Origin of the sequence: Pseudomonas sp. WAC2, assembly GCF_030403525.1 — a bacterium.
In the GTDB taxonomy this organism is placed as follows: Bacteria; Pseudomonadota; Gammaproteobacteria; order Pseudomonadales; family Pseudomonadaceae; genus Chryseomonas; species Chryseomonas luteola.
In genome coordinates, this window is record NZ_JAUEPD010000005.1 from 462,168 (window position 1) to 488,848 (window position 26,681).

Consider the following 26,681-nt stretch of genomic DNA (forward strand, 5'->3'; position numbering starts at 1 on the left):
AACGACTGCCATGAATAACCTGTCTGCCACCCGATTCGAATCCCTTCGCCTTGCCAACGGCCTGACCGTCATTCTGGGACAGGTGCCTCGACTCAAACGGGCCTCGGCCGCCATTCGGGTCGCCGCAGGAAGTCATGATGTGGATAGCGCATGGCCCGGGCTTGCACATTTCCTTGAGCACCTTATTTTCCTGGGCACGCAGGTCTATCCCGCTGATGAAGGCCTGATGGCTTACGTGCAACGCCATGCCGGGCAGGTCAATGCCAGTACACGGGATCGCACCACGGACTTTTTTTTCGAGGTGCCACCTGCCGCGCTGGAAGGCGGAGTTGCCCGTCTGTGTGACATGCTCGTCCGCCCGCGTCTTGCCCACGAAGATCAACGCCGCGAGCGCGAGGTTATCCATGCCGAGTTTATTGCCTGGTCAAGGGATACCCGCACGCACCGCCTGACGTGGCAGATGCACCCATTGTCGCGCCGCCATCCTGTCACAGCATTCCATGCGGGCAACCGCTACAGCCTGCTCGTGCCCAACCTGCGTTTTCAAGCAGCACTGAAAGGCTTCCACGAGCGCTTCTATCAAGCCGGACAGATGACGCTGGTCTTGGTCGGACCACAGCCCCTGGATGAACTACGCCAGCTGGCAGACCGTTACGGCGCTAGCTTCAATGCGGGGGCGCGTATCGAGCCATTATCGCCCCCTGCGCTTCTTCCTCCAGAACGCATCGCACCAATAGAGCCTCCGAACACAGAGACGCTCAGTTTGCTGTTCGCCTTGGAAGACCTGCCCGCTGATAGTCGTGAGGCCATTAATTGCCTGGCTCTCTGGACGCACGCCGAACATACCGGCGGCCTGATAAGCACCTTGCGAAAGAAAGGATGGATCAAGACGCTGACGCTGGAGCCGCTCTATCAGTTCAGGCAGCAGGCGGTACTCGCTGTTGAAATAGCCTTGACCAAGGCAGGCATTAAAGCGTCATCACAGATAGCTCATGCCTTTTTCGACTGGCTGACGTTCCTGGAACGCCAGCCTGATCTGACTGAGCTACAGGCGGAGTACACGCGCCTCGCGCAGCGAACACGTGCTACCAGCGCCGCATTGCCACTGGCCCGGTCACTTCTCGACGACGGGTTGAAAGCACCAGGTCTATCAAGCGCTGGCGTAACCGCTTTGCGACACCTGCTCGGGCACTTGAAGCCTGAACATAATTTGCTTCCTGCTCCAGGCGCATGCGAGCGTCAGCAAGCGCCAGCCCTGAACTGGACGCTTCCACCGCTCAACCCGTTCCTCGTGCCTGCACAGATCGAGACGGGAGCAGATTCCGTTTCGCTACCCGCCCTTCAGAGTATCCAGGAAGCGGCTGCCGGCCTGGGTGAAGGTGCACTGTATATCCGCTGGCACTTTCTGGAACCGGCCGCTTATCAACCGGCTCTCGTCCGCACACTCAACCACGCACTGCAAGCTATCGTCCATCAGGCACGCCAGGCAGGTGTTGAGGCTTCCCTCAGCACGCTTGGCCAGCAATGGCAGCTTAGGCTGACGGGCTTGAGTGAGGCGATTCCGGCTGTACTCCATGCGCTCATCCCTATCCTCCATAGGCCCAGCCACGAAGCCTGGCAAGCCTTCAGCCAGCCGCCCGCTGAGCCGAACAGCATGCCTATCAGGCAGCTTATAAGCCGGCTCACCGATCTGATGGCGGAGCCTCCTCAGACCCAGACGGATCAGGCAGGTCAGGAAATGGAAGGCCCCGCCCAGCTTGCCGGACAATGGTCTGTTGCACAGTGGGATGGCTTGTCTATCGGCTTTTCGGAGATGGAGCTGAACTCGCTTCGCCATTGCTTGCTGGACTTGCCCGGAGTACCTGCGCAGCGTCCCCTAGTCCTGCCAAGCCGTAGTGGTCGATGGTGGCACACCGTTCCCGGGCACTCGGCTGAACATGCCGTTCTGCTGGCCTGTCCGGCACCGCCCCATGACATCCGGCAGGAGGCCGCCTGGCGGTTCCTTGGCCATCTCGTGCAAACGCGCTTTTACCAGCGCATGCGTGTGGAGCTGCAGCTGGGGTATGCGGTATTTTCCAGTGTTCGTCAGATCGCGGGACGGTCAACGCTCGTGTTTGGCATCCAGTCTCCAACGGTGACGACCGCAGACATCCTTAATCATATCGAGGCGTTTCTTGCCCGGTTGCCGACCGACATCGCTGCACTGACCCATGAGCCATTCGAGCAGCAGCAAAAGGTCCTTGCCGATCAGTTCCTACCTAGTGCACTCGACACCCGCCAGCTGGGTGAAGAGCTATGGAGCGCCCATCAGGGAGGTTATCCGCCGACCTATCTTGATGATCTTCGCAAAGCGATCCTGGCTCTGCACCCTGACGACCTTCAGCACGCTCTGCATGCCTTACACAGCGCCTACCACGGCTGGACCTGTTTAGCCAACCATGTCTCGACAGAAACACATTGGCGAACCCTGTAACTATACGTCGCACCATATCAGGGTAAACTAGCTTAAGTGCGTTTCAGGATGTGTTTATCCTGAACGTATGCAAGGTATTTTGTACTAAGTAAATCGGACCTTTCCGATATCACTTTGAGGGGTATTCATTATGTGGACTAAACCTGCTTATACCGATCTGCGCATTGGCTTCGAAGTCACCATGTACTTCGCTAACCGTTGATTGCGTGATCCAGCGCCCCGGTTATCCGGGGCGTTCCTTTTCTAGCCACCTTAGAAGTGGGTCATGCCTACCGCGAGGCCTGTTCGGCGCAGCCGGACCGCCAACAGGTGCTTCTCCTGAATGTCCCTCGCCGCTCGTGACAAGTTCTAAGTTGGCCGCATTTCATAGATAAATCATGTATATCCAGATTCTTGGCTCCGCTGCAGGCGGCGGCTTTCCCCAGTGGAACTGCAACTGTCCCAACTGCCGTGGTGTTCGTGACGGCAGCCTTCGTGCGCAACCTCGCACCCAGTCGTCCATAGCCCTGTCCGATGACGGCGTAAATTGGGTGCTGTGCAACGCCTCACCGGATATCCGCGCGCAGCTGCAGAGTTTCGCCCCCATGCAGCCGGGCCGTGCACTACGGGATACCGGCATCGGTGCGATCATTCTGCTCGATAGCCAGATCGACCACACTACCGGCCTGCTCAGCCTGCGCGAGGGCTGCCCCCACGAGGTCTGGTGTACTGACATGGCTCATCAGGATCTCACGACTGGCTTCCCTTTGTTCAACATGCTGGAACACTGGAACGGTGGCCTGCGCTGGAACCGTATCGAGCTGGAAGGCAGCTTCGTTATTCCGGCATGCCCGAACCTGCGCTTCACACCTCTACCGCTGCGTAGCGCTGCACCGCCCTATTCGCCGCACCGCTTCGATCCGCATCCCGGTGACAATATCGGGCTGATCGTTGAAGACCTGCTTACGGGCGGCAAGCTGTTCTATGCGCCAGGCCTGGGTCAGGTGGATAACGCCCTGCTGGCCAAAATGGCCGAAGCCGACTGTCTGCTGGTCGATGGAACCCTATGGGAAGACGATGAAATGCAGCGCCGTGGCGTTGGCACCCGCACCGGCCGAGAGATGGGCCATCTGGCTCAGAACGGCCCCGGCGGCATGCTTGAGGTCCTCGACCAGCTGACCTCGCCACGCAAGGTGCTCATTCATATCAATAACACCAATCCGATTCTGGATGAGGACTCGCCCGAACGCGCAGAAGTCGAGCGACGCGGCGTCGAAGTCGCCTGGGATGGCATGAGCATCGAGCTGTGATCCGCGTGCATCCGGTCATTTTATCTACCGAGGAGGCCAGACATGCCACACGCCCTCACCCCTGAAGAGTTCGAACAGGCCCTGCGCGCCAAGGGCGCGTATTACCATATTCATCATCCCTATCACGTAGCCATGTATGAAGGCCGTGCGACACGCGAGCAGATTCAGGGCTGGGTGGCCAACCGCTTCTACTATCAGGTAAACATTCCTCTAAAAGACGCCGCCATCATGGCGAACTGTCCGGACCGCGAGGTTCGTCGCGAGTGGGTTCAGCGCATTCTTGACCATGACGGCGCCCCCGGAACGGAAGGTGGAATCGAAGCCTGGCTACGCCTGGCTGAAGCAACAGGGCTCGACCGTGAGCAGGTTCTCTCGCAAGAATTGGTGCTCCCTGGCGTACGCTTTGCGGTAGATGCCTACGTCAACTTTGCGCGCCGCGCCTCCTGGCAGGAAGCAGCCAGCAGCTCGTTGACCGAACTTTTTGCCCCACAGATCCACCAATCGCGTCTGGATAGCTGGCCCCAGCATTACCCTTGGATCGACCCAGCCGGCTATGAATACTTTCGCACACGCCTTGGTCAGGCACGCCGCGATGTGGAGCATGGCCTGCACATCACCCTCCAGCACTACACCACTTATGAATCCCAGCAGCGCATGCTTGAAATCCTGCAATTCAAGCTCGATATCCTCTGGAGCATGCTGGATGCCATGAGCATGGCCTACGAGCTGAAGCGGCCGCCTTACCACACCGTAACCGACCAGCGCGTCTGGCATAAAGGAATTCAACTATGAGCTTCGACCGCACCCAGGTGCCGCGCTGGCGCCCGGGCTATCGCTTCCAGTTCGAGCCCGCACAGAACGGCTTCGTACTGCTCTACCCGGAAGGCATGATCAAGCTGAACGAAAGTGCTGGCGCCATTGGCGAACTCATCGACGGCCAGCGTGATGTGGCCGCCATCATTGATGCGTTGAACGAACGCTTCCCAGGCGTCCCGGAACTCGGTGACGATGTGGAGCAGTTCATGGAGGTTGCTCGTGCAGAGCACTGGATCCAACTCAGCTAACCTGCCTGAGCAGCCTGCGGTAGGGCTGCCCTTGTGGCTCCTTGCAGAACTGACCTACCGCTGCCCCTTGCAGTGCCCCTACTGCTCCAATCCCCTGGACTTTGCGGCTCAAGGCAAGGAGCTGACCACCGAACAGTGGTTCACCGTCATGCAGCAGGCCCGGCAGATGGGCGCAGCACAGCTGGGCTTTTCCGGCGGCGAGCCTCTGGTACGCCAGGATCTGGCCGAACTGATCGGCGAGGCTCGCCGGCTGGGGTACTACACCAACCTGATCACCTCCGGCATCGGCCTTACCGAGCAGAAGATCGCCACGTTCCGTGATGCCGGGCTCGATCATATCCAGATCAGCTTTCAGGCCAGCGACGAAGAGGTAAACAACCTGCTCGCCGGCTCCAAAAAAGCCTTTGCCCAGAAATTGGAGATGGCTCGCGCGGTAAAAGCCCATGGCTATCCCATGGTGCTCAACTTTGTCACGCATCGGCACAATATCGATAAGATCGACCGTATTATCGAGCTGTGTATCGCCCTGGAAGCGGATTTCGTCGAGCTTGCGACGTGCCAGTTCTATGGTTGGGCGCAGCTCAATCGGGTCGGCCTGTTACCCACTAAAGAGCAACTGGTACGCGCCGAACGCATCACCAACGAATACCGCGCCAAGCTCGAAGCCGAAGGTCATCCCTGCAAGCTGATCTTCGTGACGCCGGACTATTATGAAGAACGTCCCAAGGCCTGCATGAACGGTTGGGGCAGTATCTTCCTCACCGTCACGCCGGATGGCACCGCATTGCCCTGCCACGGCGCTCGCCAGCTGCCGATCCAGTTTCCGAATGTGAAGGATCATAGCCTTCAGCACATCTGGTATGACTCCTTTGGCTTCAATCATTTCCGCGGTTATGACTGGATGCCAGAACCCTGCCGCAGCTGCGATGAAAAGGAAAAGGATTTTGGTGGCTGCCGCTGCCAGGCCTTCATGCTGACCGGTGATGCCGCCAATGCTGATCCGGTCTGCAGCAAGTCCCCACATCACGACGTGATCCTCAACGCCCGTACCGAGGCGGAGCATGCCACTCAAAGCATTGAGCAGCTAAGCTTTCGCAATGAGCGGAACTCCAGGCTTATCGCCAAAGCCTGAGTCTTACATAGCAACGGAGAAGCACCATGGCTTACCAGCACCCTGCTTCTACAGACGCAGACGGCACCTTTACCGCTCAACAGGCCGTCGCGGCAGGCATCGATTTTGCCGAGCTACAGGCATCGGCACTGGGGCTTTTCTGGAATCAGTATGATCCTGCTGACGGCGCCTGCCGTCTATGGCGCTGGCATAATGGCAAACCGCACTGCCTGACGCCGGATGGCTACAGTGCACGCAGCCGCGTTTATGAGTACGGAGGCGGCGCGTTTTGCCTGACCGAGTCAGAGGCCGTCTTCGTCAACGACTCGGATCAACAGCTTTACCGTCAACCACTCGACGGCAGCCAACCTGTGGCATTGACCCAGGGTAAACGCCGCTATGGTGATCTGCACTATGCAGCCAACCTCATCATGGCGGTGGAAGAAGCCCATGAGGACGAGGCCGTCATTCACCGGCTTGTCGCTATTTCCCTCGCAGACCGCCACCGTCAGGTCTTGGCCGAGGGTGCTGATTTCTACGCCTCGCCTACGCTGAGCCCCAGCGGCAAGCGCCTGGCCTGGATCGAGTGGAGTCGCCCACACCAACCATGGACCTCCACCCGCCTCATGTGCGCCGAGCGCCTGGACAATGGGCAATGGGAGGCGCCGGTCTGCATTGCAGGCAGCGATCCGGAATCGATTCAACAGCCCCGTTTTGATGAACAGGACCAGCTCTACTGCCTGTCCGACCGTGACGGCTGGTGGCAACCATGGGGTGAATGCACCTCAGGCGTCAGCAGACTGACTGCCATCAAGGCCGATCATGCGGCCGCCCCCTTCCAGCTGGGCGGCAGAAGCTGGTACAGCCTGGGCGGCGAGCGTTACATCGCCACCTGGTTCGAAGAAGGCTTCGGCCACCTGGGCAGACGCGAGGCCGATGGTCGAGTGCTGCGCTTCGCGGAAGACTTCACCCGCTTTCGCAGCCTGGCCCTGCATGATGGATACATCTATTGCATTGCCGCAGCGCCCAATCGTCCCTCGTGCATCCTTGAGATCAACGGGCAGAATGGCAACATCGAGATTCTGGCGGGCGGTATTGCGCCGTTGCCTAACGAGCGCATCAGCCAACCCAAGGCCCTGCGTTACCCCAGCGGCGATGGCGAAGCGCACGGCTTTTTCTACCCGGCCATGACAGGAGAGGCCAAGCCCCCCCTGGTAGTATTCATTCATGGCGGCCCTACGTCTGCCTGCTACCCCGTCTTCGATCCCCGTATCCAGTACTGGACACAACGCGGCTTTGCCGTTGCCGATCTCAATTACAGAGGCAGCACCGGCTACGGACGGGTGTACCGCAACGCGCTTCACCTGCGCTGGGGTGAGGTCGATGTCGAAGATGCCTGCGCTGTAGTGGATTATCTGGCCGAGCAAGAATTGATCGAACCGGCCCACGCCTTTATCCGAGGCGGCAGCGCCGGTGGCTATACGGCTTTATGCGCGCTGGCGTTCCATACTGTGTTTTGCGGCGGCGCCAGCCTGTACGGCGTAACGGATCCGGCCGCCCTGGCTCGCGTGACCCACAAATTCGAAGCCGACTATCTGGACTGGCTCATTGGCGACCCCAAGAAGGATCTGGAGCGCTACCGGGCGCGGACGCCTCTCCTGCATGTCGACACGATCGATGTCCCGGTTATCTTCTTCCAGGGTGAGCTGGATGCCGTTGTTGTCCCGGAGCAGACACGGGCCATGCTTCATGCGCTCAAAGATCGCGGCATTCGTGCCGAAGGCTATTTCTACCCCAACGAACGCCATGGTTTCAGGCAGGCCAAGAACCAGGCCCATGCCCTTGAACACGAATGGCTGTTCTACCGCAGTGTGATCGATCAGAACGTCTGATACAGGCGGCTTTCGGCGCTTCGCTGCCGGAAGCCGCCTCCTTGACGCTTGCAGCACACCAACCGACGACGGTATAAACCACTCGTCTCTTGGACGAGGTCAGGCTCTTGCGCCCAAGTGCCAGTAGCGATACATCTTGCCTCGAGCGTGCCATATTCTTGCACAGGTCACATGAGGAACCCCGCGATGGAACCGCAAGTCCGCCCTGCTCCCACCCTCACCGATTACCTCTACGCCTCCCCTGTCAAAAACGAGCTTGATGAGAGCCTTGATGTTGTCGAACGCTTGTTGACTCGCTCTGAGAACCGGATTGCGGAGTTGATCGAACTGGGCAATATGAGCAGCGACCTCAAGCTGATTCATATCCAGAACATCGAATCGATGATTACGGCCGCCGTGCGGCAGACGGAAGACTCATCCAACCACATGCGAGCTCATGAGGTCATTGAATTCTGTCAGCACCTTCGAGGCACCTTGCGCCTGAGTTGAAGAGGTACGCCTCCCATGTGCCAACCATGCAACATACCGATGTGAGAGTTCGCCCGGTTTTGCAATAAAGTTGGCATCCAGGGCTTCACAGATGAACTTACCCGATATGATTTGGGCGGTTGATTATCCTCTGTGAGAGCCAAGGAATGGACTCCCTGCATAGCCGTACCGCATCTTGTCTTGCTGTTTCCCTGCTGATGGTTGCCGCCTGGTTTCTAGGACACGAAACCCAGGCGCAACCTTCACCCACGCTTACCACTAACCTGTCTGCCTACCCCAACGCACCTGCTGCACTGCCCAGCTCCGCCACACAGGCCGAACTTTCCGTTCGCCCCTGGAGACCTGCCAGCGCCCATATGCATCAGCGCCCGCAACGCTGGATTTTTTAACGCATATCACGCCTTCCTGCAGGCCGCACCCGGCCTGCAAAGACCTTGTCTTACACAACATCCGCTGCTTCACGTGTCGAATGAGCACGCGTTACGAAATACAGCACCACGCCGACCCCAAGCAGAATGCCGGCACGCAGCCAGGTCTCCGCGCTCTGCTGACTCAAAAGCACCAGACACGACACGATCGCCAGCAACGGCACCAGCGTAGGGGTCCGGAAATGCGGCTGATCGACTTTGTCGCGGCGCAGCACCAAAACGGCCACGTTCGTACTCATGAATACAAAAAGCAGTAGTAGCACAACCGTCTCGGCCAGAGCCGACAACGTCCCTGTAACAGTCAACGCCATGGCTACAAGTGTTGTGGCAATAATCGCCACCCAGGGCGTACGCCGACGCGGCAGTACACGCCCCAGCACTGGAGGCAGCAGACCCTCCTCGGCCATGCCATAAGCTAGACGGCTTGCCATGATCATGGTCAGCAATGCGCCATTGGAAACCGCCAGCAAGGCCGCCACGGCAAACAGCTGCGGGGGTATGCCGTAGCCGGTTGCCCGAACCACGTCCAGCAACGGCGCAGAAGATTCCACCAGTTGTGCAGGTGACAAAACGATGGAAGCCGCCAGCCCCACCAGAACATATATTACGCCCGCGATCAGCAGCGCACCGAACAAGGTTCTTGGGTAAATACGTCTTACATCTTTCACTTCTTCGGCAATGTTGGCCGACACTTCAAACCCTACAAACGAATAGAAGGCGAGCAGCGCAGCGCCCAATACTGCTAGCGGTGGAGAAGTCCCCTCGGCAAATTGAAGAACCCGCGCCGGCTCACCCTGCCCATGACTTACATACAACACGGCCAGAATAACGACCAATAAAAGCCCCGACAGCTCGATCAGCGTCATGACCAGATTGGCATTAAGCGATTCCTTGATCCCACGTGCATTAAGCAGAGCCACCAGCGTTAGAAAGACCAGTGCTGTCATCGTGGGCGAAACGTGAATAAACGCCCCGAGATAATCACCCGCAAAGGCCAGGGAAAGGCCGGCAGCACTCGTGACACCGGCGGCCAACATCGAAAAACCCACTAGAAAGGACACAAGGGGATGCTTGAAGGCCCGTGCGGCAAACACCGCAGCGCCTCCAGCTTTTGGGTATTTGGTGACGAGCTCTGCATACGAGGCCGCCGTCAACATGGCAAATCCCATTGCCACTACCAGAGGCACCCAGATGGCTCCGCCTACCTCACCTGCAATCTTCCCCGCCAGTGCATACACCCCGGCCCCAAGCACATCCCCGAGGATGAATAACAGCAGCAAAGGACCTGTAATCGCGCGGCGCAGTTTTGTATCGGGCTCGGGTGAAGACGTCGACATATGTAATCTTCCTATGAATGTCAGGCTCTGACATGTGAATTGGCAAGTCCGGGTCAGGACAGGACACTCACTGCACGCTGCTGTAACCCTTCCGTCTGACCACGCCTCTACTGGCAATACATATTGAAGGCTTCATTCATCGACCGCATGACGCTGCTGTCGGTTCGATATCCTGTCGATATATCCATTAGGATGCTATTGGTTTTCGGAACCAAGTAGGGCTGAGCGTTATCAGCTTAGTAACATCAAACAGACCTCATCCAACTCGTTAGCTATTTCGTGGAGAACGCATATGTCAGCTTCCAAGGTTGCCCTGGTCGTTGGGGCAAGCGGTATCATCGGTAATGCCGTTGTTGAAACTCTGGCCGAAAATCCTGAATGGCGAGTCCGCGCCGTCCGTCGTACCTTCGTACCGAACGTTGAAACCATTGATCTTGATCTGACTGACGCCAACGCCACTGCCCAGGCGCTAAGCCAGGCGGGGGATACGACTCATGTCTTTTATGCAGCGTTACGTCCTGATAGCAGCCTGGCCAAGGAAGCCGACATTAATGGCGCCATGCTGCGCAATGTACTGGACGGCCTGAAGTCTGCCGGCGCCAAGCTCCAACGTGTCGTTCACTACCAGGGGGCCAAGGTTTACGGCGTGCACCTGGGTCCAACAGCGGCGCCTTTTTATGAGGACGACCCGCGCCACCTCTCGCCTAATTTTTATTACACCCAGGAAGACCTGCTGCGCGAGCGCGCCGCCCAGGGAGAATTCGAGTGGTCTATCCTGCGCCCTGATGTGGTGGTGGGTGATATTGCAGGCAATCCCATGAACATCGCGCTGGTCATCGGGGCCTTTGCAGCCCTGAGTAAACAAGCCGGTGTGCCCTTGCGCTTCCCGGGCTCGATGAAAGCCTATCGTGGGGTCTTGGCTCAGCTGACCGATGCACACTGGCTGGCACGAGCTAGTGTATGGGCGGCGCTGGATCCGGCCGCTCGCAACGAAGCGTTCAACCTGGTCGGCGAGCCGTTCCGCTGGGAGCGGCTCTGGCACAAGATTGGTGAAGCCCTGGATATGGACGTCGCCGATCCGCAGCCTTTCTCACTGGCAACACAGATGCCGAGCAAGGCTGACGACTGGCAAAAACTGGCTGAGCAGCACCAGCTGGAATCCGTACCGTATGAGAAGCTTGTAGGTTGGAAGTTTGGCGATTTTGTCTTCAACACCGAGTTCGACATGATCTCGGATATGGGCAAGATTCGTCGTGCAGGCTTTACAGAAGCGGTCAGCACCGAAGACTGCCTGATAGGCGCAATCAAGCGCCTACAGGAAAAGAAATATATACCTTGAGTCATAGGTCTCGCCCAGGGCTTTCCTTGGGCGAGCCTCCCCCTGCTACTGAGCCGAGGCGTGCATTGCCCTGTCCGGTGAAGTCCGCAATGCCGGTGACAAGGACTGAACTGCTTTCCAGGCAGCCTGCTGCAACTCTCCTGCGTTCGCCTTTTCCAGCCGCTTGGACTCTGCTGCACTAGGCTGGGGCGGCATCTGACCGTAGATCAGCGAATAAAACACCGAAGCGCCTATGTACGAGCCGGTGAAAGAAGGATGGCTACCGTCAGGCAGGAACAGCGACGGTTGAGGCTTTTCCGCCAAAGCAGTCTGCCAGGCCTGACCCACCGGCGCCAACAGCGCACCCAGTTCATTGGCCAGTGTCGTGTACGCCTTATCCAGCTTGGCCTGCATCGCCGGGTCGTTCTGGCGAGCCCACGTCAGGTACAGGATTGTCTTGGCACCGTTCTTTTTGATCTCAGCATCGATCAGCCGGGCATACTTGTACATGAAGTCTGGATTCTTGACCGGCAACATGCTGTGCTCCTGCAAGACGACGTAGTCCCACTTCTGCTCCTGCAACGCCTGCTGAACGTCCTTTTTCGTCCAATGCTGCTCAAGCGATGCGCCCGAGAAAGCCAGTGTCTTGGTCTCGATCGGGCGGGCCTGCTTGCCTTGCCTGGACATCTCACCCAGTACGGCTGGCAAGTCATTGACATAGGTATAGCTGTTACCTACAAACAGAATTCTGATTGGATCCGACTGGCTCTGCTGAGCCTGAGCATATGCCGCACCTGCCAGAAACATAAGGAAGAGCATCGTGATCTGTCGAATGCTGATTCGCATGCGTGTCCTCTCTGCGCATTAAAAATGAAACGCCTCGAGGCAACCGATGCCACCGAGGCCTTCACTCTGACAGGCATTACCCTGCTTTTGTTAGCCTGTAACCGTGCGTTACCTCGCACAACACAAACGTTTATGAAAGCAGGGGCGTGTTTTTAAGTCCCTCAACAGGTGAGTAAAAGCGCTCGTCAAGCGTGCCGTTTAAATAAACTAGTTTTAATTCAAAAACAAAAAAGAGATGCCTTGAACAAGTATGCAAGGCATCTCTTTTAATCAGAAAATAGCAAATAAAATTAAATCAACAATTACATCTGACAATCAAATAGATTAAATAACTCTATTAGTTATCATTACAACCAGAGCCCGAAACCTGATACTCCAATACATGAACTTTGTCATTATGGTCTTCATATGTCATGCGTACAGGACGGACACCACAGAAACTGGTGATGTCGGGACTGTCGATGACACGCTTGATATCCAGGTGATCTGAATACGTGTAATGCTCGACAACAGGCGTGCTGGCGGCATCGGAGGGGATTTGGTCAGCTAATACGGAACTGCTGGCAAGGACAAGGGCAGCTACAATCAAACCTTTCATTTTCATCTCGCTTCCAATTATAAAGTTACCTTCTCCCTGATAAACAAGCAGGCGAATACCTACTTATAAACAGGTCCGGGGTTTGTTCTTTAATTATCGGAACGGGGCAGCACAGGGAGATGACGTAATGATTACAGAAAAGTCATTGTAGATATAATGCCCAGTGGACAAATGAATATTGCCTAATAAGTAACGAATAGTCTTTAAGGGCCAATACCGTTTAAACACCCTTTCAAATTGAGAAACAGTTCATTCTTTAAAGATGTTAAAGGGCAATTTGGGGCAAGCTCATGAAGCCCTAGTCGTCCTTGACCGGACATACACGGGAGTCGCCGTTGCCTCTCCCCTGACTGATAGCCGCAACGGCACCCTTGCCCTAACCTTTTGACTTGCGTGGATCGGCGCTACGGGGATAGGTACGCTCCTCCTCAAGGGTGCCATCTACCTTGTGAATTTTGACTGACGCCGTCTTTCCCTCAAAAAACTCATGCATCTGCTCTACGAGCTGCGCCTTGGTCTCAGCACTTTTGGAGGCACGGGTTGCGCCTTCCTTTTTCAGCTCCCAGCCCTTGTCGCCTTTGGTGACGTGATAGTTATCCATTGCTTTCTCCTGGTCTAGAAATACGCCTTTAGAAGACGCTCCTGTTAAGGACTGCTACGGCCTGAACAAAGTTTGCTTAACACACTGCCATTATCGGACCTAAACGAAAGCGTCTTTCCAGGCGCTTTTACCAAGGCAATCGCCCATCCATAAAAAAACGTTAGTTTTTAAGCAATTAAATGAAAAAGAGGGGTTGACACAGAGCTGTGGAGAAAGAATAATGCGCGCCTCGGATGGCTACGTAGCTCAGCTGGTTAGAGCATAGCATTCATAATGCTGGGGTCCGGGGTTCAAGTCCCTGCGTAGCCACCACCTATTTCTAGGGTCTAGCTTCGGCTAGACCCTTTTTTATTGCCTGCGAAAAATTTCCATAAAAAAGCCCGCTACATTGCGGGCCTTTTTTAAGCCTTTGCCACTTAAGCGCCTGTAGCTCCTACTGCACGCAGGTTAGCTACAGGCCTGGCCTTTACCGCCCGCAAATCCTTGAGGAACTTGTCACGCCAGGAGGCCAGATCATTCTTGCGGATAATCCGCATCATGTCCTCATAGCGATCCTTACGCTCCTGTAGCGGCATACTAATGGCGCGATCAAGTGCTTCGGCCATGCCCACCACATCGTAAGGGTTCACAATAAGCGCCGAGTTGAGCTCACGGGCTGCCCCTGCAAAACGCGAGAGTACCAATACGCCAGGATCTTCTGGATCCTGCGCAGCCACATATTCTTTGGCTACCAGATTCATACCATCTCGCAGCGGCGTTACCAGACCAATATCAGCAGAGCGGAACAGCCCCATGACGGTACGGCGGTCATAGCTCTTGTTCAGATAACGAATCGGTGTCCAATCCAGCTCGGAGAAGCGACCATTGATATGGCCCGCCTGGGACTCAAGCTGTTGACGAATATGCTGATAGGTTTTCACATCGGAGCGAGAAGTCGGTGCGATCTGGACAAACTGCACCCGCTTGCGGTGCTCAGGAAACCGCTCCAGCAACTTTTCATAAGCGCAAAAGCGTTCCACCAGCCCTTTTGAGTAATCAAGACGGTCCACGCTGACAATCGTCTTATAAGGCACACCTTCGATACTGCGCGAGATGAAGTTACGGCGTGCGCGGTAGGATTCGGCCTGCTTGATAATATCGTCCGGTACAGTACCGATCGGATAGACCTCGGCACGGAAGTTATGGCCATACGCCGTAAGGCTACCATCACTCTCCAGCACGCCACGAACTTCGCGTGTAATGTAATCCTGAAATGCCAGCTTGTCCGTTTCCGTCTGAAAGCCCACCACATCATAGAAGCACAACGTCTTGAGCAGCTCATTGTGTGGCGGAATGGCTGTCAGGATTTCAGGCGCTGGGAACGGCGTGTGCAGGAAGAACCCGATACGGTTGCGGATACCAATCATCTGACAGGCTTCCGCAAAGGGAATCAGGTGGTAATCATGCACCCAAATGATATCGTCAGGCTTTAACAGAGGCTTGAGACGCTCTGCCATGGCAGCGTTGACGCGACGGTAACCGTCGTACTCTTCCCGGCTGTAGCGCGAGAGATCGACACGATAGTGAAAAACCGGCCACAGCGTTGCATTGGCAAAGCCACGGTAATACTGATCGTAGTCACGCTTATTGAGCGCGAAGGTATGATAGGTGATGTTATCGTGTGTCTCGTTCTTGCCGGGCGGCACTTCTTCATTGGAAACATCACCATTCCAGCCCAGCCAGATACCGCCTGACTGCCGCAATGCGTCGAGCACGCCTACTGCCAATCCTCCCGACGGAGCCTTTCCCGGTTCAATGGGTGCTACACGGTTAGAAACTACCACCAAACGGCTCATCTTCAATCCTCTTGTTCTACGCGTGCGTTACCGGCTTGTTCTGCCAGGCCGCACAGCCAATCGGCCACAGCTTCGACCGACTCCAGTCGTTGCTGCGCCACAGTCGAGCCTTCTCCGATTTTGATGGAAAGGCCTCCCATTTCATTGATGACTTCAAAGCCAGCCTCGTCGGTCAGGTCGTCACCGAGAAAGACAGGGACTCGTCCATCGAAGGGTGCCTCACGCATGAAGGTACGTATCACCGCGCCCTTGCTCGCGCCTTTAGGCTTAAGTTCAAACACGCTTTTGCCGGGCTGCAACGTCAGCTGCTGCGGATAACGCTCAACCAGAGTTTCGGCAATCCGCCGCGCTTCATCTTCCAGCTCAGGCGCTTGACGATAATGCAGCGCAAACGCCATGCCTTTGCTTTCCAGATAGAGCGTAGGATGCGATTCAATGGCAGTGCCAAGCTCTGCGCCTACGCGCGCCAGCAGATCAGCGTCGAGCGCCAGACGATGCATCTGGCCTGAATAATCGCGGCGCTCGGCACCATGAATGCCTCCAGCTGGCAATTGCAACGGCTTGACCAGATGGTCAATATCATCGATTCGGCGTCCAGACACTACCGCGACAGGAATGCCTGCCTGGGTAAGCGTATGGATTGAAGAAAGCGTTTTTTCAGGAATAAAAACCTGCTCCGGGCGGGGCTGTAGGGCAGCAAGCGTTCCGTCCAAGTCGAGAAAAAAAGCGCAGCGCTGAAGAGGTACGGGTAATTCGATCTCTGAATTCATCATGTACGCTCTGACTGTGAATTTTCATCATCGTTCGAAGGGTTTTCGACAACTCCTTGGTAGATCGAGCATAGGCGAACAAAAGGAATCCCGTCGCCTAAATGGGGTCACACCAACATGACCCGACTGTATGGGATAGCCGAATCTCTTGAGGAGACGCTTATGAAAAAGCCTGATATGAACCGAGACCCTCTGCCCATCGACGATAACGAAGACCGCATGGGCGGCATGCAGGAACTGAACTTCAACGATGAGCTATTCCATGGCAAAGACCGAGGCCAGCAGACCGAAGAAGACTACGAAGGCCAGTTCCCCCCGGAGCGCGTCAGTGAAGCGGGCATGACGGAAGGCGAAACAGCCGATCACCACGTCACTCTGGATGACATGACGCCTGAAACCTTGCTGGACGACTCAGGCGCACGTAATCCGAATGAATACGGTGATGCATGGCCTGTCGACAAGGAACTGACCGTAGTCAGTGACAGGGACATCGGCGGTGGCGTTGGCATGGACGAAGCCGAAATGGGCCGCGTCTTGCCGTTGGATGGTGAAAAATGGGACGGCAACCCGGACGAAGTCAACGAGGCCGACCAGCGCCGTGCCGAGAACTCAGCCGACCTGAATGCAACCGACCTTGATATTGAGCAGCCTGCTGATGATTTTGATCTGAACGAGAAGAAGCCAGGACATTAAGTCCTGGCTTAGTCCAGCAGCGTGCACGCCATGACCAGGGCATCTTCTCGCCCGCCGGCGGCAGGATAGTAATCCCGACGACGGCCTATTTCATTGAAACCATAGCGTTCATAGAGTCGATAGGCCGCCTGGTTACTTTCGCGAACCTCAAGAAAGCACTCTCTGGCATCAGCCAGGCGAGCCTGCTTCATAAGGTGATCCAAGAGCTGGTAACCCAGGCCTTTACCCTGACTTTCCGGCTTCACGGTGATGTTCAACAGATGGGCCTCATCCAGAATGACATTAATCACACCGTGTCCCACTTGCTGCTCACCTTCAAACATTACCCAGCAGTTATAGGACTTAAGGCCGTCCAGAAAAATACCGCGTGTCCATGGGTGACTAAAGGCAGCATATTCAATCTTGAGAACAGCATTGAGATCGGCTTCGGTCATCGGCCGAAAATGAATGGAATCGCTCATCTAACATCTGTCCAACGGGGGCGGATACGCTGCATGGCACGCCATACATCAGCTTTTAGGCGGGGTTGCTCCATGAGGGCTTCAAGCCCCGGAATGACCCAGGCAGAACCGAGACTATCCAGTTGGATTTCCTGGCATTCGATTTTCACATCATCGCTTGAAACAAAGCGAGCGGCGGCGCTACCAACTAACCAGAGGCAATCGCAGGTTTCGGTTTCCAATTGAGAGGCCACAACACTCTGCACAAAGGTTCGCGCCTCGGCAGGCCCCTGATCAAGCGCTGCATTGGCCAGTAACGGCCAGCGAATAGGCTCACCCAATGACTGGGGGCTGTCAGGCAGACCAGCCGCATGCAGCATGTTTCTGAGGAGTACATAGGCAGGATCGCGTCCTGCCAGGGAAGCGCCTGCAGGTAGATCAACCAGCAGAAGGCAAGATCCGGCTCGCAGTAATTGCAGGGAAAAGCGAGGCGGCGCTTCTCGCTTGACCGGCTCAGGACGAGATTCAGACTCAGGCGGCGTGGCGACCTTGGCCGAAGAAACAGTAGGACGCTCCGGTCGAACCAGCTTTGCAGCCGGCGCCTCCACCTTTGGGGCTGGCCGAGCGACAGCCGGTGCTGGCTCCTCGGGCAAGGCAGTTGGATCGACATATGCCAGCAATTCCGGACGGGAAGGTGCAGCAAAAGGCAGCGTCGTTCGTGGCAGCCAGACGTCTATCTGCATGGCGCGCAGATACGCGCGGCGCCGATCTTCGGCCATCATTGGCAGCATTCCGTCAGCAACAAAAAAGTCATACGGCTCATCATAGATCAGCGCCGCAGCGGACGCTGTAAAAAGACCAATTATCGCGCGCCTTGCTACCTGACGGAAAGGCCAAAGCGTACTCATTACGCAAACTGGCCGACCACATGTCAAAGCTGATCCTTTAGCCCAGGGCCATACAGTACAATTGACTCTTTTGTGCAAACGGCCCCGTCATGATCGATCCCAAGCGCGTTCTCCGCGCACTTGCCGAACACTGGGCGCAGCTGGACCCACTGTGCGAGCACTTCGACAGCGGCACGCTGAGCCTTGTAGAACTCCGCACCCGGCTTGGAGCCCAGCTACCTGACAGCACGCCAGCCGATATCACGGCACTACTCGATGCGTGGATCCGCCTGGATATTCTGGTCCCGGTTGCCAAGAGCCCCAACCGTTTCGAGCTTAACGCACAGATTCATGATTTCCTGGCCTACCTGCGCCGCGAACACCGCCTGGGTCTATGCCTTGAAATAGAAGCCTACCTGCGCCACCTGGAACGGCTTGCCGCTCATATCCAAGATGCTTTCGAAGCACGGGACAGCAATGAGCTGGCCCGACAGCTGCGCCTTTTGGATATGCGTGTACGGGACGTCCTGAAAAAGCTGAGTAACGACGAGCATGCCCTTGTAGGGGTCGCCGAGCGGGCCAAGACCAGTGATCGTCAGATCCCGTTGCGGCAGCGTTACGCCGAAGTCCTGGCTACCTGGGACGAATATGTCGAACCCATGATTCAGCTCGTCTCGGCCGATGGCATCTTCGAGAAAGGCGTCAATCGGGTCGAGCACGTCCTGTTACGCCTGATGGGTGAGCAACATCGCCTGGGAAAGCTGGTCGATGATGATCTGCTGCTGCGCACCCATGCCCGAATTCTTGAAATGCAGACGACGGCCCAACTCTCGCTGCGCCGTGCACGTGAGCTGCTACTGCCGCTACGTGAAGAAGCCCGCCGCCACAATGCCATTACTCGTGGCGCGGCCCTGGCGTTGGCCGCTATACGCCGTAAAGGTCTGGATGCCGTTCCGCAGACAGCTATTCCCCTCTTCAGTCGCCCCCAGAGCGTCTTCCTGGGTACAGCCTCTCAGGTGGAAAGCTATGTATACGCCCTGGCACGCTTCGAGCCCAAGCCAGCGCAATTTCCCAAGGCAAGCGAGTCACGCAAGGAAACCACGAAGCCCAAGGCACCTCGTACCGCCCGTGAAATGCTGGATCGCTGCGAAAATGCCTTGCCTATGCCGGACCTCATGATCTGGCTACTCGAGCAGGAGCCTGAAGGCGCCACCGACGAGCTCCTGTACTGGTTCTCTCGTCTCTCCCGTGACAGCCGCTTCCAGCGCGAGCGTCTGCCGCGCCGTGATTACGATACTGCCGAGCACCGGGTCAGCCTGTGCTCTTTCGCCCTCTCCGCCCGAGATACTGCGAGCACCACCCATGCACATTGACTTAACTGAACTCTCCTTGCTTGCGCCGATTTTCCGCGAGCTGCTCAAGGGCTTTCATATCAGCCGCCGCGAGCCCGAGCTATACGCACAACTGTCCAACCTTCAGGATGCCTATCGAACCCTCTTCAAGGCGCTGGGCTTCGAGCTTGTTTGCGATACACGTGGTTTTTATTACTTCGTGCCTGAGCAAATGGGCGCCCAGGTAAACAAGACGGCCCAGCGCTTGGCGCTGTTCACGTTCATCATGGTCGAGCATCTGGCGGATCAGGGTCGTGATCCGCTCAGTGTTCTGGATGGCGGCAGCTTAGGTCGTGACGAACTGCCGGCCCTGCTGGAAAAGTACCGAGACCTGTTCCTGCAGGCTGAAGTACAAACGCAAGATGAGCTGGAGGAAAAAATCCTGCGACGCCTGACCCAGCTTGGCTTTGCCTCGGAAGACAACGGTATCTATCGCTTCCTGCCGCCCATGCACCGCTTTTTGGACGTCTGTCTGGCAGTTCAGCAGGACCGGGATCTGGCCGCCACGCTCCACAGTGATCTGCCCTTGCCCGCCCCCGAATTGCTTGATGACGATATCGACGCCTTGACGACACTTGATGAGGAGGACGAGCTGGTCCGAGCCGTCGCAGAAGAACGTGCCTATCAGGAGACCGACGCATGAGCCTGACCCGTTACGGCATCCGCCGCTTTGCCCTGCTCAATACAGCGGGTTACAGCCTGGGGCTTTTTCCGCTTGAACATCCGTTGTCAGTCTACGGCGCCAACAACCTGGGCAAGAGCGCCTCAATCAATGCGCTTCAGTTTCCTATCCTGGCGCGCATGTCTGACATGAGCTTTGGCAAGTACAACCTCGAGCAATCACGCAAGTTCTACTTCGCTACCGACACCAGTTACATCCTGGTAGAGCTTTCCCTGCCCCACGGACCCCATGTGATTGGTGTAGTAGGCCGAGGGCCGGGAGGCGGTTTTGGTCATCAGTTCTTTGCTTACGCTGGCGAGCTGGATCTGGCTCACTACCAGAAAAACGGCACCTGCCTAAGACAACGCGAGCTGTTCAAGAATCTGGAGCGAGAAGGCATCAAGGCTTACGAGGTCAAACCCGAGGAGCTAAGACGCCTTCTGGTTGGCGGCCATACCTCCATTCCTCTGGACCTGACGCTGATCCCTCTGCGCTCCACCAGTGAACAAAGCCTCAAGACCTTCCGGGCCTTGTTTATCAACCTGCTTCACATGCGTGAAATCACGGCGGCCAAGCTCAAGCAGTTATTCCTCGATGCCTTCGAGCACAGCCTGCGCTCCGGCAGTGTCGACTATATCGCCGCCACTGAAGAAGCCTTCCGTGACGTACGCCGCATGGAGCAGGACTACCAGGCTCTGGTCGCAGCCGGCCCGCTGGTAGAAGCCCTGGCCAATGGTGTTCAGCAACGCGAACGGCTGCGCGGTAAACTGCACCGCCTTTCGCCGCTGCTGGATGCACTTCTCGGTGCGTGGCAAACCTATTCCGAAGATCGCCGCGATGAGCTGGTCAGCCAGGCCGAACACCTGCGCAGCGAACAGGATCGCCTGCAGAACACTCAGCGTAACAGCACCCAGGAAATGATGCGTCTGGAGCGCCAGCTCAGCGAGATCCAGCGTTGGCTGGGAGAGATGGCTGCCCTGAAGAACCGCTTTGCCCTGGCTGAATCTGCCGCTCAGCTCGAGCAGAACCTCATGGCTGCCAAAGACGCGCATGATGAGCTGGCTGGCGCCCTGTCTCAGTCAAGACAGTTCAGCAGTGACGATCTTGACGAGCGTGTCCGTGACCTTGAAAAGCGTCTTAAATCGATCGCTCAGCAATTAGATCACGCGGATAACAACAGCTATGCGCGTCTACGTGAGGAGTTTTCGCAGCAGGATGTTGATCGGCTGATGCGCCTGTTTAATGGCGCATTGTTCAGCCTGCCTTTGGGTGAACAGGGCGTCCATCTGGATGATACCCAGTGGATGAAGACACTTACTACTGTACTGGATGGCTTCAACGGGGATCGCTTCGAGGCTCCAGGCCTCTCGATAGACCTTTCATCCATTGAGCCTCCAACCTTGCAGGCATTGGCTGACCGCGCTGCACTACGCGACCAGCGTGATCGTCTAGAACGCGAACTCAAGCAGCTCAAGACCCAGCAAGCCGTTGCCGCTGATCGCGTCTTGAGCAAGGCGCAGTCCGATAAGCTCTATCAGGAAGTACTGGATGCTCAAAAAGCTTTGGAAGACTTCCGTCGCTATCAGACACTGGCTGCCCAGGAGGCTGAAAAACTCGAGCAGCTGGCTCAACTCGAAGCCTCCCAGGACGAGCTCAAGCGTTCAAGCGATGCATTTACTGAACGTGTTCAGCAGGTTTCCGTAAAGCTTCAGCTGATCGCACGCCAACTGGCCGATCTGGAAGCCAAGCAACGTACCCTGGACGACTCCCTGCGTCGCCGGCAGCTTCTTCCTAGCGATCTTCCCCAGGGAATTCCCTTCATGGAATCAGTGGATGACTCGCTGGATAACCTGCTGCCCCTGCTTAACGACTATCAAGACACCTGGCAAGCCTTGCAGCGTATCGATACACAAATCGACGCCCTCTATGCCCAGGTTCGCCTCAAAGGAGTCGCCAAGTTTGACAACGAAGACGACCCGGAGCGCCGACTGACCCTACTCGTCAATGCCTACGCCCATCGCCAGGACGAAGCACTGACGCTAGCCAAGGCTCGTCGCGCCGCTGTGACCGATATTGCCCGTACGCTGCGCAACATCCGTAACGACTACGACAACCTGGAGCACCAGCTGGGACTCTTCAACCGAGAAATCAACCGCCGTCAAGTTTCGAACCTGGAAAGCTTTCGCATTGTTCTCGCGCCAAACAAGGACGCGCTCAAGCACATCGATCAGATCATTCACAGCGCAGGCCAATATGAAGAGGGCGAAACGCTTTCTGTTTTCGATCTTACCCAAAGCGCCGAGCAGGACGCCAAGAACGAAGAGGCCAAGGAATATCTTGCTCGCCTGGTTGCAGCCAACCATAACCAGCTGGGCCTGAAAGATTTGTTCGAACTGGCCTTTGAAATTACCAAGGTCGGTGGCCAACCGATCATTCATACCGATATTGACGGTGCAGCCTCAAACGGCACGACCATGACCATCAAGGCACTGACCAACATGTATCTGCTCCTGCACTTGATGGATCGTGAACAGGCCAGCCGCATACGTCTGCCCTACTATCTCGACGAAGCCGCGGACATTGACGAACGTAATCAGATGGCCCTGATCGAGACGAGCCGCCAGCTAGGCTTCGTACCTATCTTGGCTAGCGTAAAGCCTCAGGTAGCCGCCCACGTGGCGATAGACCTTGAGGGCGGCAGCAGTCCGAATGGTATTTATATCGATGAGGATGACTGGAAATACATTCATCGCAAGGAAGAATCGGTCGCGCCTGTAATAATGGAGACGCTTGAAGAGGAACAGGCTTAGGCCTGTTCCTCTCAATTTGCGTTACCCAATTTGATCTTCGGCGACCAGCCCTGCCACTCAGGCTCTACTTCATCAAACAGAACAAACGTCTGGCCTGGCAGGGCCTGCTTACCCATATCCTGCTCAGGCGTGGCAAAGGCGATTCCGCCTTCCAGAAGAGCCTCAAACGAGTTGCTGCGTAGCTTGACGCCCCTGAACAGGCTGGCATCCACCGCAACACCACTCGCATTCCAGAACCGCGTTCCGGCATGTATTAATGGGGCATAACGTGGCTCGATCAGAATATGTACCAGCACGCGGTTGGCCTCGCTACTCAACTCCAGGCGCGTAACCTTGCCTACCGGTATTTCCTTATAGCTCACCTCAACGCCTGGCTTAAGCGAACCACGTCGAGAAGCGCTGAGGACCAGATGCAGCCCCGGCTCTTTGTCCAACGTGTTAGGTGGCTCGGGTAAAACGTCAAAACGGGTCTTGGCGACACCTGCATGAGCAGCTGGTGAGACTTCGATATAGCGTCCGGTTACCAGCGTACCAAGATTCTCCGTTCTCAAGAGCCCCAGTTCGGGCTTTACCACCCAGAATTGAGCACCCAAGCTGGCAATACGGTCTTCCGCCTCGGTCACGCGAACCTTGACCCTTACACTGGCCAAGTCATCTGCCAGCTCGACATCTTCTACCTGCCCCACCTTCAAACCACGAAAATTAAGCGGAGTTCCAGGCTTCATGCCTTCACCGTTATCCATACGCAGCTCAATCAGTGTGCCTTTACGTATCGCCTCATCCTGATCCTTGAACAGCGAAAAACGATGTGCATCACCTACACGTTTGGCTTTTAGATCCGGCGTAGAAAATGCAATCCCGCCAGCAATCAACGTTTGCAGCGACTCGCTTTTGACCTGAACACCATTCAGATTACCGGTAAGCGTCACGCCGCTGGCATTCCAAAAGCGAGTCGAAGAGTTGATAAGAGACGCGTATTCAGGCTCGATATGTATACCGATAACAACCCTCTGTTGATCGCGAGACAGCTGATAGCTTTGCACGCTTCCCACTTGCATTTGCCGATAGAGAATCGGGCTTCCAATATCAATTGAATTCAAACGATCACTGAACAGAACCAAGTGCAGACCAGGTGCATCTGTGTTCAATGGAGGCGCTTTGGAACGAATCGTGAACTCGCGAGCGGGACGCCCACGCTTGGCAAACCGCACGGCAAGATAATTTCCTTTTACCAATGCCTCGATTCCCGTTACGCCTGCCAGTGAAATCGAAGGCTTGACCGTCCAGAACTCACTGCCCGCATTCATGAGCGATTCGGTGCGAGGATCCATCATCAACTCGGCAGTAGCACCGGTATAGTCCTCATTCATGCTCAAGGCTTTCATGGTACCTACTTGCACACCATTGAACATGACAGGCGTGCGTCCCGGATTCAGCCCTGCAACGTCGCGTACATGCAGAACCACCTTGTAACCCGCCTCGGCAGCCTCATAATCGCTATACAGCTTGAAAGGAGAGCTGTTGGTAGGTGGACTATCTTCATGGTTTCCAGGCGTGAAGAAGGCAATCCCACCCGCCGCAAGACTTATGATCGACTCACTATGCACCTTGAAGCCGTCAAGACCACCGGAAACACTGATACCGCTGGCGTTATAAAAGCGGGTATGTTTGCGGACAAGGTGCGCATATTCTTCACGGACATGAATCTTGACCTCGACAACTCGAGGATCGCTGCCTAGCTGATACCCTTCTACCTGCCCAACTTCCAGCTGCCTGTAATACACAGGGCTACCCTGTATAAGAGAACCTAATCGTTCGGCTTTGAGCGTAAGGTGTAGGCCGGGCAAATTACTGGTTAATGGTGGAGGATCGCGCAATGCCACAAAATCCCGTGCAGCCTCTCCGCCGCCAGGCTGAATTGCAATGTACTGCCCAGAGACAAGGGTTTCCAAGCCGGTTACACCTGCTAACGACACGCGGGGTTTCACCAGCCAGAAACGTGTTTCAGAACGCAGGTATTTCTCGGCATCCTTGTTGATATTGATCGTAGCGATAACTCCCCGGCTATCCTCTGCGACCTTGATGTTACTTACCTTACCCAGAGAGATACCTTTATAAAGCACCTCTGTTCGATCAACACTAATACCTTCCCCATCATCAAAGCGGATCGTGGCTTGCGTTCCAGACTCGTTATAAGCCTTCCACCCTAACCAGGCAGCAATGGCCAAGGCAATCAGTGGTAACACCCAAAGGGCAGACCAACGTGAGGCAGGACGTATTACAGGCTGGGGCAAATCACTCATCGTTATCCTCTGAGCAGGCGTGATCCCAGATCAATCGAGGATCAAAAGTCTTTGCAGCAAGCATGGTCAAAATTACTACAGCTGCGAAAGCGATCGCGCCGGGATTGGCATCCACGTTGGCAAAATTGCCGAAATTGACCAGGGTTACCAAAATTGCGATTACGAAGATATCAAGCATGGACCAGCGTCCAATCCACTCGATAAAACGGAACAGAAACATGCGTTGCCGAGCGCGCATTGCTCTTTTGCGCTGGACGGAAATCAACAGCCAGGCCAGTCCAATAAGTTTGAATGTAGGAACAATAATGCTGGCGACAAAGACGACTGCAGCAATAGGAATCATCCCGTTGTTAATCAAGTCAATGATGCCAGAGATGATGGTTGACGGTTCGCCCTTGCCAAAATAGCTCACCGTCATAATGGGCAAAAGATTTGCCGGAACATAACAGATAGCGGCGGCAACCAATAGCGCCCAACTCCTCGATATGCTCTTGGGAACACGGGGATAAAGAGCCGCTCCGCAACGACTGCAAAAGTTGGCAGGCTTGTTTAACTTATGACATTCACGGCATACCCATAGGTCTTGATCAACGGCCCGCATGACCAGACTCCACCTCTATTTCCTGCCATAACTGCTGGGGTGACATAAGAGAGTCCAGCCAGACCTGGATAAGCAGTAGAGCCGTAAAGCAAAACAAACCCACACCCAGACTTAATTCGGCTACATCGCCGACTTTGACCATCGCAACTAGGATGCCTAACAAGTAGACCTCCCACATTCCCCACTCACGAAGATGCTGATAGCACCTTAGCAATAAGATACCTGTTGATCTGATTGAAGGTCGCTTAAGGCTGATAAGGACCAACAACTGACAAATCAGTTTAATGAGAGGAATAAATAGGCTACACGAGAGTACAAGTGAAGCAATGATCGTCATGTCTGCTTTATAGAGCGCTATGACTGCACTCCAGACAGTGTCATATGTCTGTTGCCCGAACATTTTAAGCTTCATGATGGGCAGGAAATTAGCAGGCATAAAAAGCAGCAAAGCAGTCACGACCAAAGCGAGCCCCTTATCAACCACTCGCCTTTTAAAGTGATAAAGCTCATAGCCGCATCTTGAGCACAATATCTTGTGCTCAGTTTCTACTGCTAGTGTGACCTTTTGCATTAAAAGATCACACTCAGGACAAGCGATCAACGTATCAAGATCATGTGATATATGTGGATTAAGAAGATCTGACATCGGCCTAGATTACCTGATAAATATATTCATCAGCCGATCATTCTGGCAGTGATAAGCAACATATTGGAAGTTTTCCTGCCGCAAAAGCAAAACCCCCGGGCGGTTAGGCCTGGGGGTTTTGGGTATAGGTGCTTGACGATGACCTACTCTCACATGGGGAAACCCCACACTACCATCGGCGATGCATCGTTTCACTTC

Annotated in this window: 25 protein-coding genes and 1 tRNA gene; 15 read left to right on the top strand and 11 right to left on the bottom strand. The window is 55.6% G+C overall.

Annotation, left to right across the window (positions count from 1 at the left end; genetic code table 11):
- Window positions 1–10 precede the first annotated feature (10 nt).
- The 9 genes from pqqF (at window position 11) to QWJ10_RS13865 (ending at window position 8,707) form a co-directional block, all read left to right on the top strand.
- Window positions 11–2,473, top strand: a complete 2,463-nt coding sequence (gene pqqF / locus QWJ10_RS13825; RefSeq protein WP_289927184.1) for a pyrroloquinoline quinone biosynthesis protein PqqF — start codon at window positions 11–13, stop codon at window positions 2,471–2,473.
- 130 nt (window positions 2,474–2,603) lie between these two features.
- Window positions 2,604–2,675: a pyrroloquinoline quinone precursor peptide PqqA gene (gene pqqA / locus QWJ10_RS13830; protein ID WP_003243383.1), complete on the top strand. Its 72-nt coding sequence runs from the start codon at window positions 2,604–2,606 to the stop codon at window positions 2,673–2,675.
- A 175-nt stretch (window positions 2,676–2,850) separates the two neighbouring features.
- A complete protein-coding gene (pqqB, locus tag QWJ10_RS13835) occupies window positions 2,851–3,762 on the top strand; it encodes a pyrroloquinoline quinone biosynthesis protein PqqB (RefSeq protein ID WP_289927186.1) in 912 nt (303 codons plus the stop codon).
- Window positions 3,763–3,804: 42 nt separating this feature from the next.
- Window positions 3,805–4,554, top strand: coding sequence for a pyrroloquinoline-quinone synthase PqqC (gene pqqC, locus QWJ10_RS13840; RefSeq protein ID WP_019366409.1), 750 nt, complete (start codon window positions 3,805–3,807; stop codon window positions 4,552–4,554).
- Window positions 4,551–4,826, top strand: coding sequence for a pyrroloquinoline quinone biosynthesis peptide chaperone PqqD (pqqD, locus tag QWJ10_RS13845; protein ID WP_019366410.1), 276 nt, complete (start codon window positions 4,551–4,553; stop codon window positions 4,824–4,826). Before pqqC ends, pqqD begins: the two co-directional genes overlap by 4 nt.
- Window positions 4,798–5,958, top strand: coding sequence for a pyrroloquinoline quinone biosynthesis protein PqqE (gene pqqE, locus QWJ10_RS13850; protein WP_019366411.1), 1,161 nt, complete (start codon window positions 4,798–4,800; stop codon window positions 5,956–5,958). The genes pqqD and pqqE overlap by 29 nt, the downstream gene beginning before the upstream one ends.
- A gap of 26 nt (window positions 5,959–5,984) precedes the next feature.
- Window positions 5,985–7,829: a prolyl oligopeptidase family serine peptidase gene (locus tag QWJ10_RS13855; RefSeq protein ID WP_289927191.1), complete on the top strand. Its 1,845-nt coding sequence runs from the start codon at window positions 5,985–5,987 to the stop codon at window positions 7,827–7,829.
- Between the two features lie 186 nt (window positions 7,830–8,015).
- Window positions 8,016–8,318, top strand: a complete 303-nt coding sequence (locus QWJ10_RS13860) for a hypothetical protein (protein WP_019366413.1) — start codon at window positions 8,016–8,018, stop codon at window positions 8,316–8,318.
- Window positions 8,319–8,464: 146 nt separating this feature from the next.
- Complete coding sequence (locus QWJ10_RS13865) at window positions 8,465–8,707, top strand: hypothetical protein (protein ID WP_197872512.1); 243 nt, start codon at window positions 8,465–8,467, stop codon at window positions 8,705–8,707.
- 50 nt (window positions 8,708–8,757) lie between these two features.
- On the opposite strand, the gene QWJ10_RS13870 is transcribed toward QWJ10_RS13865, so the two are convergent.
- Complete coding sequence (locus QWJ10_RS13870) at window positions 8,758–10,083, bottom strand: APC family permease (RefSeq protein ID WP_019366415.1); 1,326 nt, start codon at window positions 10,081–10,083, stop codon at window positions 8,758–8,760.
- 292 nt (window positions 10,084–10,375) lie between these two features.
- On the opposite strand from QWJ10_RS13870, the gene QWJ10_RS13875 reads away from it, so the two are divergent.
- Window positions 10,376–11,422 (top strand): SDR family oxidoreductase, encoded by a 1,047-nt coding sequence (locus QWJ10_RS13875; protein WP_019366416.1) that lies wholly within the window; start codon window positions 10,376–10,378, stop codon window positions 11,420–11,422.
- Between the two features lie 45 nt (window positions 11,423–11,467).
- On the opposite strand, the gene QWJ10_RS13880 is transcribed toward QWJ10_RS13875, so the two are convergent.
- The 3 genes from QWJ10_RS13880 to QWJ10_RS13890 form a co-directional block, all read right to left on the bottom strand.
- Window positions 11,468–12,247, bottom strand: coding sequence for a DUF4886 domain-containing protein (locus QWJ10_RS13880; RefSeq protein WP_289927196.1), 780 nt, complete (start codon window positions 12,245–12,247; stop codon window positions 11,468–11,470).
- Window positions 12,248–12,584: 337 nt separating this feature from the next.
- Complete coding sequence (locus QWJ10_RS13885; protein WP_232235570.1) at window positions 12,585–12,845, bottom strand: DUF2790 domain-containing protein; 261 nt, start codon at window positions 12,843–12,845, stop codon at window positions 12,585–12,587.
- Window positions 12,846–13,221: 376 nt separating this feature from the next.
- A complete protein-coding gene (locus QWJ10_RS13890; protein ID WP_019366419.1) occupies window positions 13,222–13,446 on the bottom strand; it encodes a DUF2188 domain-containing protein in 225 nt (74 codons plus the stop codon).
- Between the two features lie 235 nt (window positions 13,447–13,681).
- Between QWJ10_RS13890 and QWJ10_RS13895 the strand changes: the two genes are divergently transcribed.
- A tRNA-Met gene (locus QWJ10_RS13895) sits at window positions 13,682–13,758 on the top strand.
- Between the two features lie 104 nt (window positions 13,759–13,862).
- On the opposite strand, the gene otsA is transcribed toward QWJ10_RS13895, so the two are convergent.
- Together otsA and otsB are read right to left on the bottom strand one after the other, a co-directional pair.
- Entirely contained in the window at window positions 13,863–15,281 is a 1,419-nt protein-coding gene (gene otsA, locus QWJ10_RS13900; protein WP_010795941.1) for an alpha,alpha-trehalose-phosphate synthase (UDP-forming), read from the bottom strand.
- 2 nt (window positions 15,282–15,283) lie between these two features.
- The gene (gene otsB / locus QWJ10_RS13905) at window positions 15,284–16,051 is read right to left on the bottom strand and encodes a trehalose-phosphatase (RefSeq protein ID WP_197872638.1); all 768 of its coding nucleotides are present in this window, start codon (window positions 16,049–16,051) and stop codon (window positions 15,284–15,286) included.
- A gap of 162 nt (window positions 16,052–16,213) precedes the next feature.
- Here otsB and QWJ10_RS13910 point away from each other — a divergent pair, with 162 nt between their 5' ends.
- A complete protein-coding gene (locus QWJ10_RS13910; protein WP_289927200.1) occupies window positions 16,214–16,744 on the top strand; it encodes a hypothetical protein in 531 nt (176 codons plus the stop codon).
- An 8-nt stretch (window positions 16,745–16,752) separates the two neighbouring features.
- On the opposite strand, the gene rimI is transcribed toward QWJ10_RS13910, so the two are convergent.
- Window positions 16,753–17,205 (bottom strand): ribosomal protein S18-alanine N-acetyltransferase, encoded by a 453-nt coding sequence (rimI, locus tag QWJ10_RS13915; RefSeq protein WP_010795944.1) that lies wholly within the window; start codon window positions 17,203–17,205, stop codon window positions 16,753–16,755.
- Window positions 17,202–17,966: a hypothetical protein gene (locus tag QWJ10_RS13920; RefSeq protein ID WP_026004028.1), complete on the bottom strand. Its 765-nt coding sequence runs from the start codon at window positions 17,964–17,966 to the stop codon at window positions 17,202–17,204. The genes rimI and QWJ10_RS13920 overlap by 4 nt, the downstream gene beginning before the upstream one ends.
- A 215-nt stretch (window positions 17,967–18,181) precedes the next feature.
- Here QWJ10_RS13920 and mksB point away from each other — a divergent pair, with 215 nt between their 5' ends.
- From mksB to mksF, 3 genes are read left to right on the top strand one after another with little or no spacing between them, the layout of a single operon-like run.
- Window positions 18,182–19,444 carry an Mks condensin complex protein MksB gene (gene mksB, locus QWJ10_RS13925; protein ID WP_289927203.1) on the top strand — a complete coding sequence of 421 codons (1,263 nt, stop codon included), beginning with the start codon at window positions 18,182–18,184 and terminating at the stop codon, window positions 19,442–19,444.
- The gene (mksE, locus tag QWJ10_RS13930) at window positions 19,434–20,105 is read left to right on the top strand and encodes an Mks condensin complex protein MksE (RefSeq protein WP_019366424.1); all 672 of its coding nucleotides are present in this window, start codon (window positions 19,434–19,436) and stop codon (window positions 20,103–20,105) included. The genes mksB and mksE overlap by 11 nt, the downstream gene beginning before the upstream one ends.
- The gene (gene mksF / locus QWJ10_RS13935; RefSeq protein WP_289927207.1) at window positions 20,102–22,933 is read left to right on the top strand and encodes an Mks condensin complex protein MksF; all 2,832 of its coding nucleotides are present in this window, start codon (window positions 20,102–20,104) and stop codon (window positions 22,931–22,933) included. Before mksE ends, mksF begins: the two co-directional genes overlap by 4 nt.
- An 11-nt stretch (window positions 22,934–22,944) precedes the next feature.
- Here mksF and QWJ10_RS13940 read toward each other — a convergent pair whose 3' ends face one another.
- From QWJ10_RS13940 to QWJ10_RS13950, 3 genes are read right to left on the bottom strand one after another with little or no spacing between them, the layout of a single operon-like run.
- Entirely contained in the window at window positions 22,945–25,236 is a 2,292-nt protein-coding gene (locus QWJ10_RS13940) for an MlaD family protein (protein WP_289927209.1), read from the bottom strand.
- Window positions 25,229–25,837 (bottom strand): paraquat-inducible protein A, encoded by a 609-nt coding sequence (locus QWJ10_RS13945; protein WP_289927211.1) that lies wholly within the window; start codon window positions 25,835–25,837, stop codon window positions 25,229–25,231. Before QWJ10_RS13945 ends, QWJ10_RS13940 begins: the two co-directional genes overlap by 8 nt.
- Entirely contained in the window at window positions 25,824–26,483 is a 660-nt protein-coding gene (locus QWJ10_RS13950; protein WP_289927213.1) for a paraquat-inducible protein A, read from the bottom strand. Before QWJ10_RS13950 ends, QWJ10_RS13945 begins: the two co-directional genes overlap by 14 nt.
- Window positions 26,484–26,681: the final 198 nt, after the last annotated feature.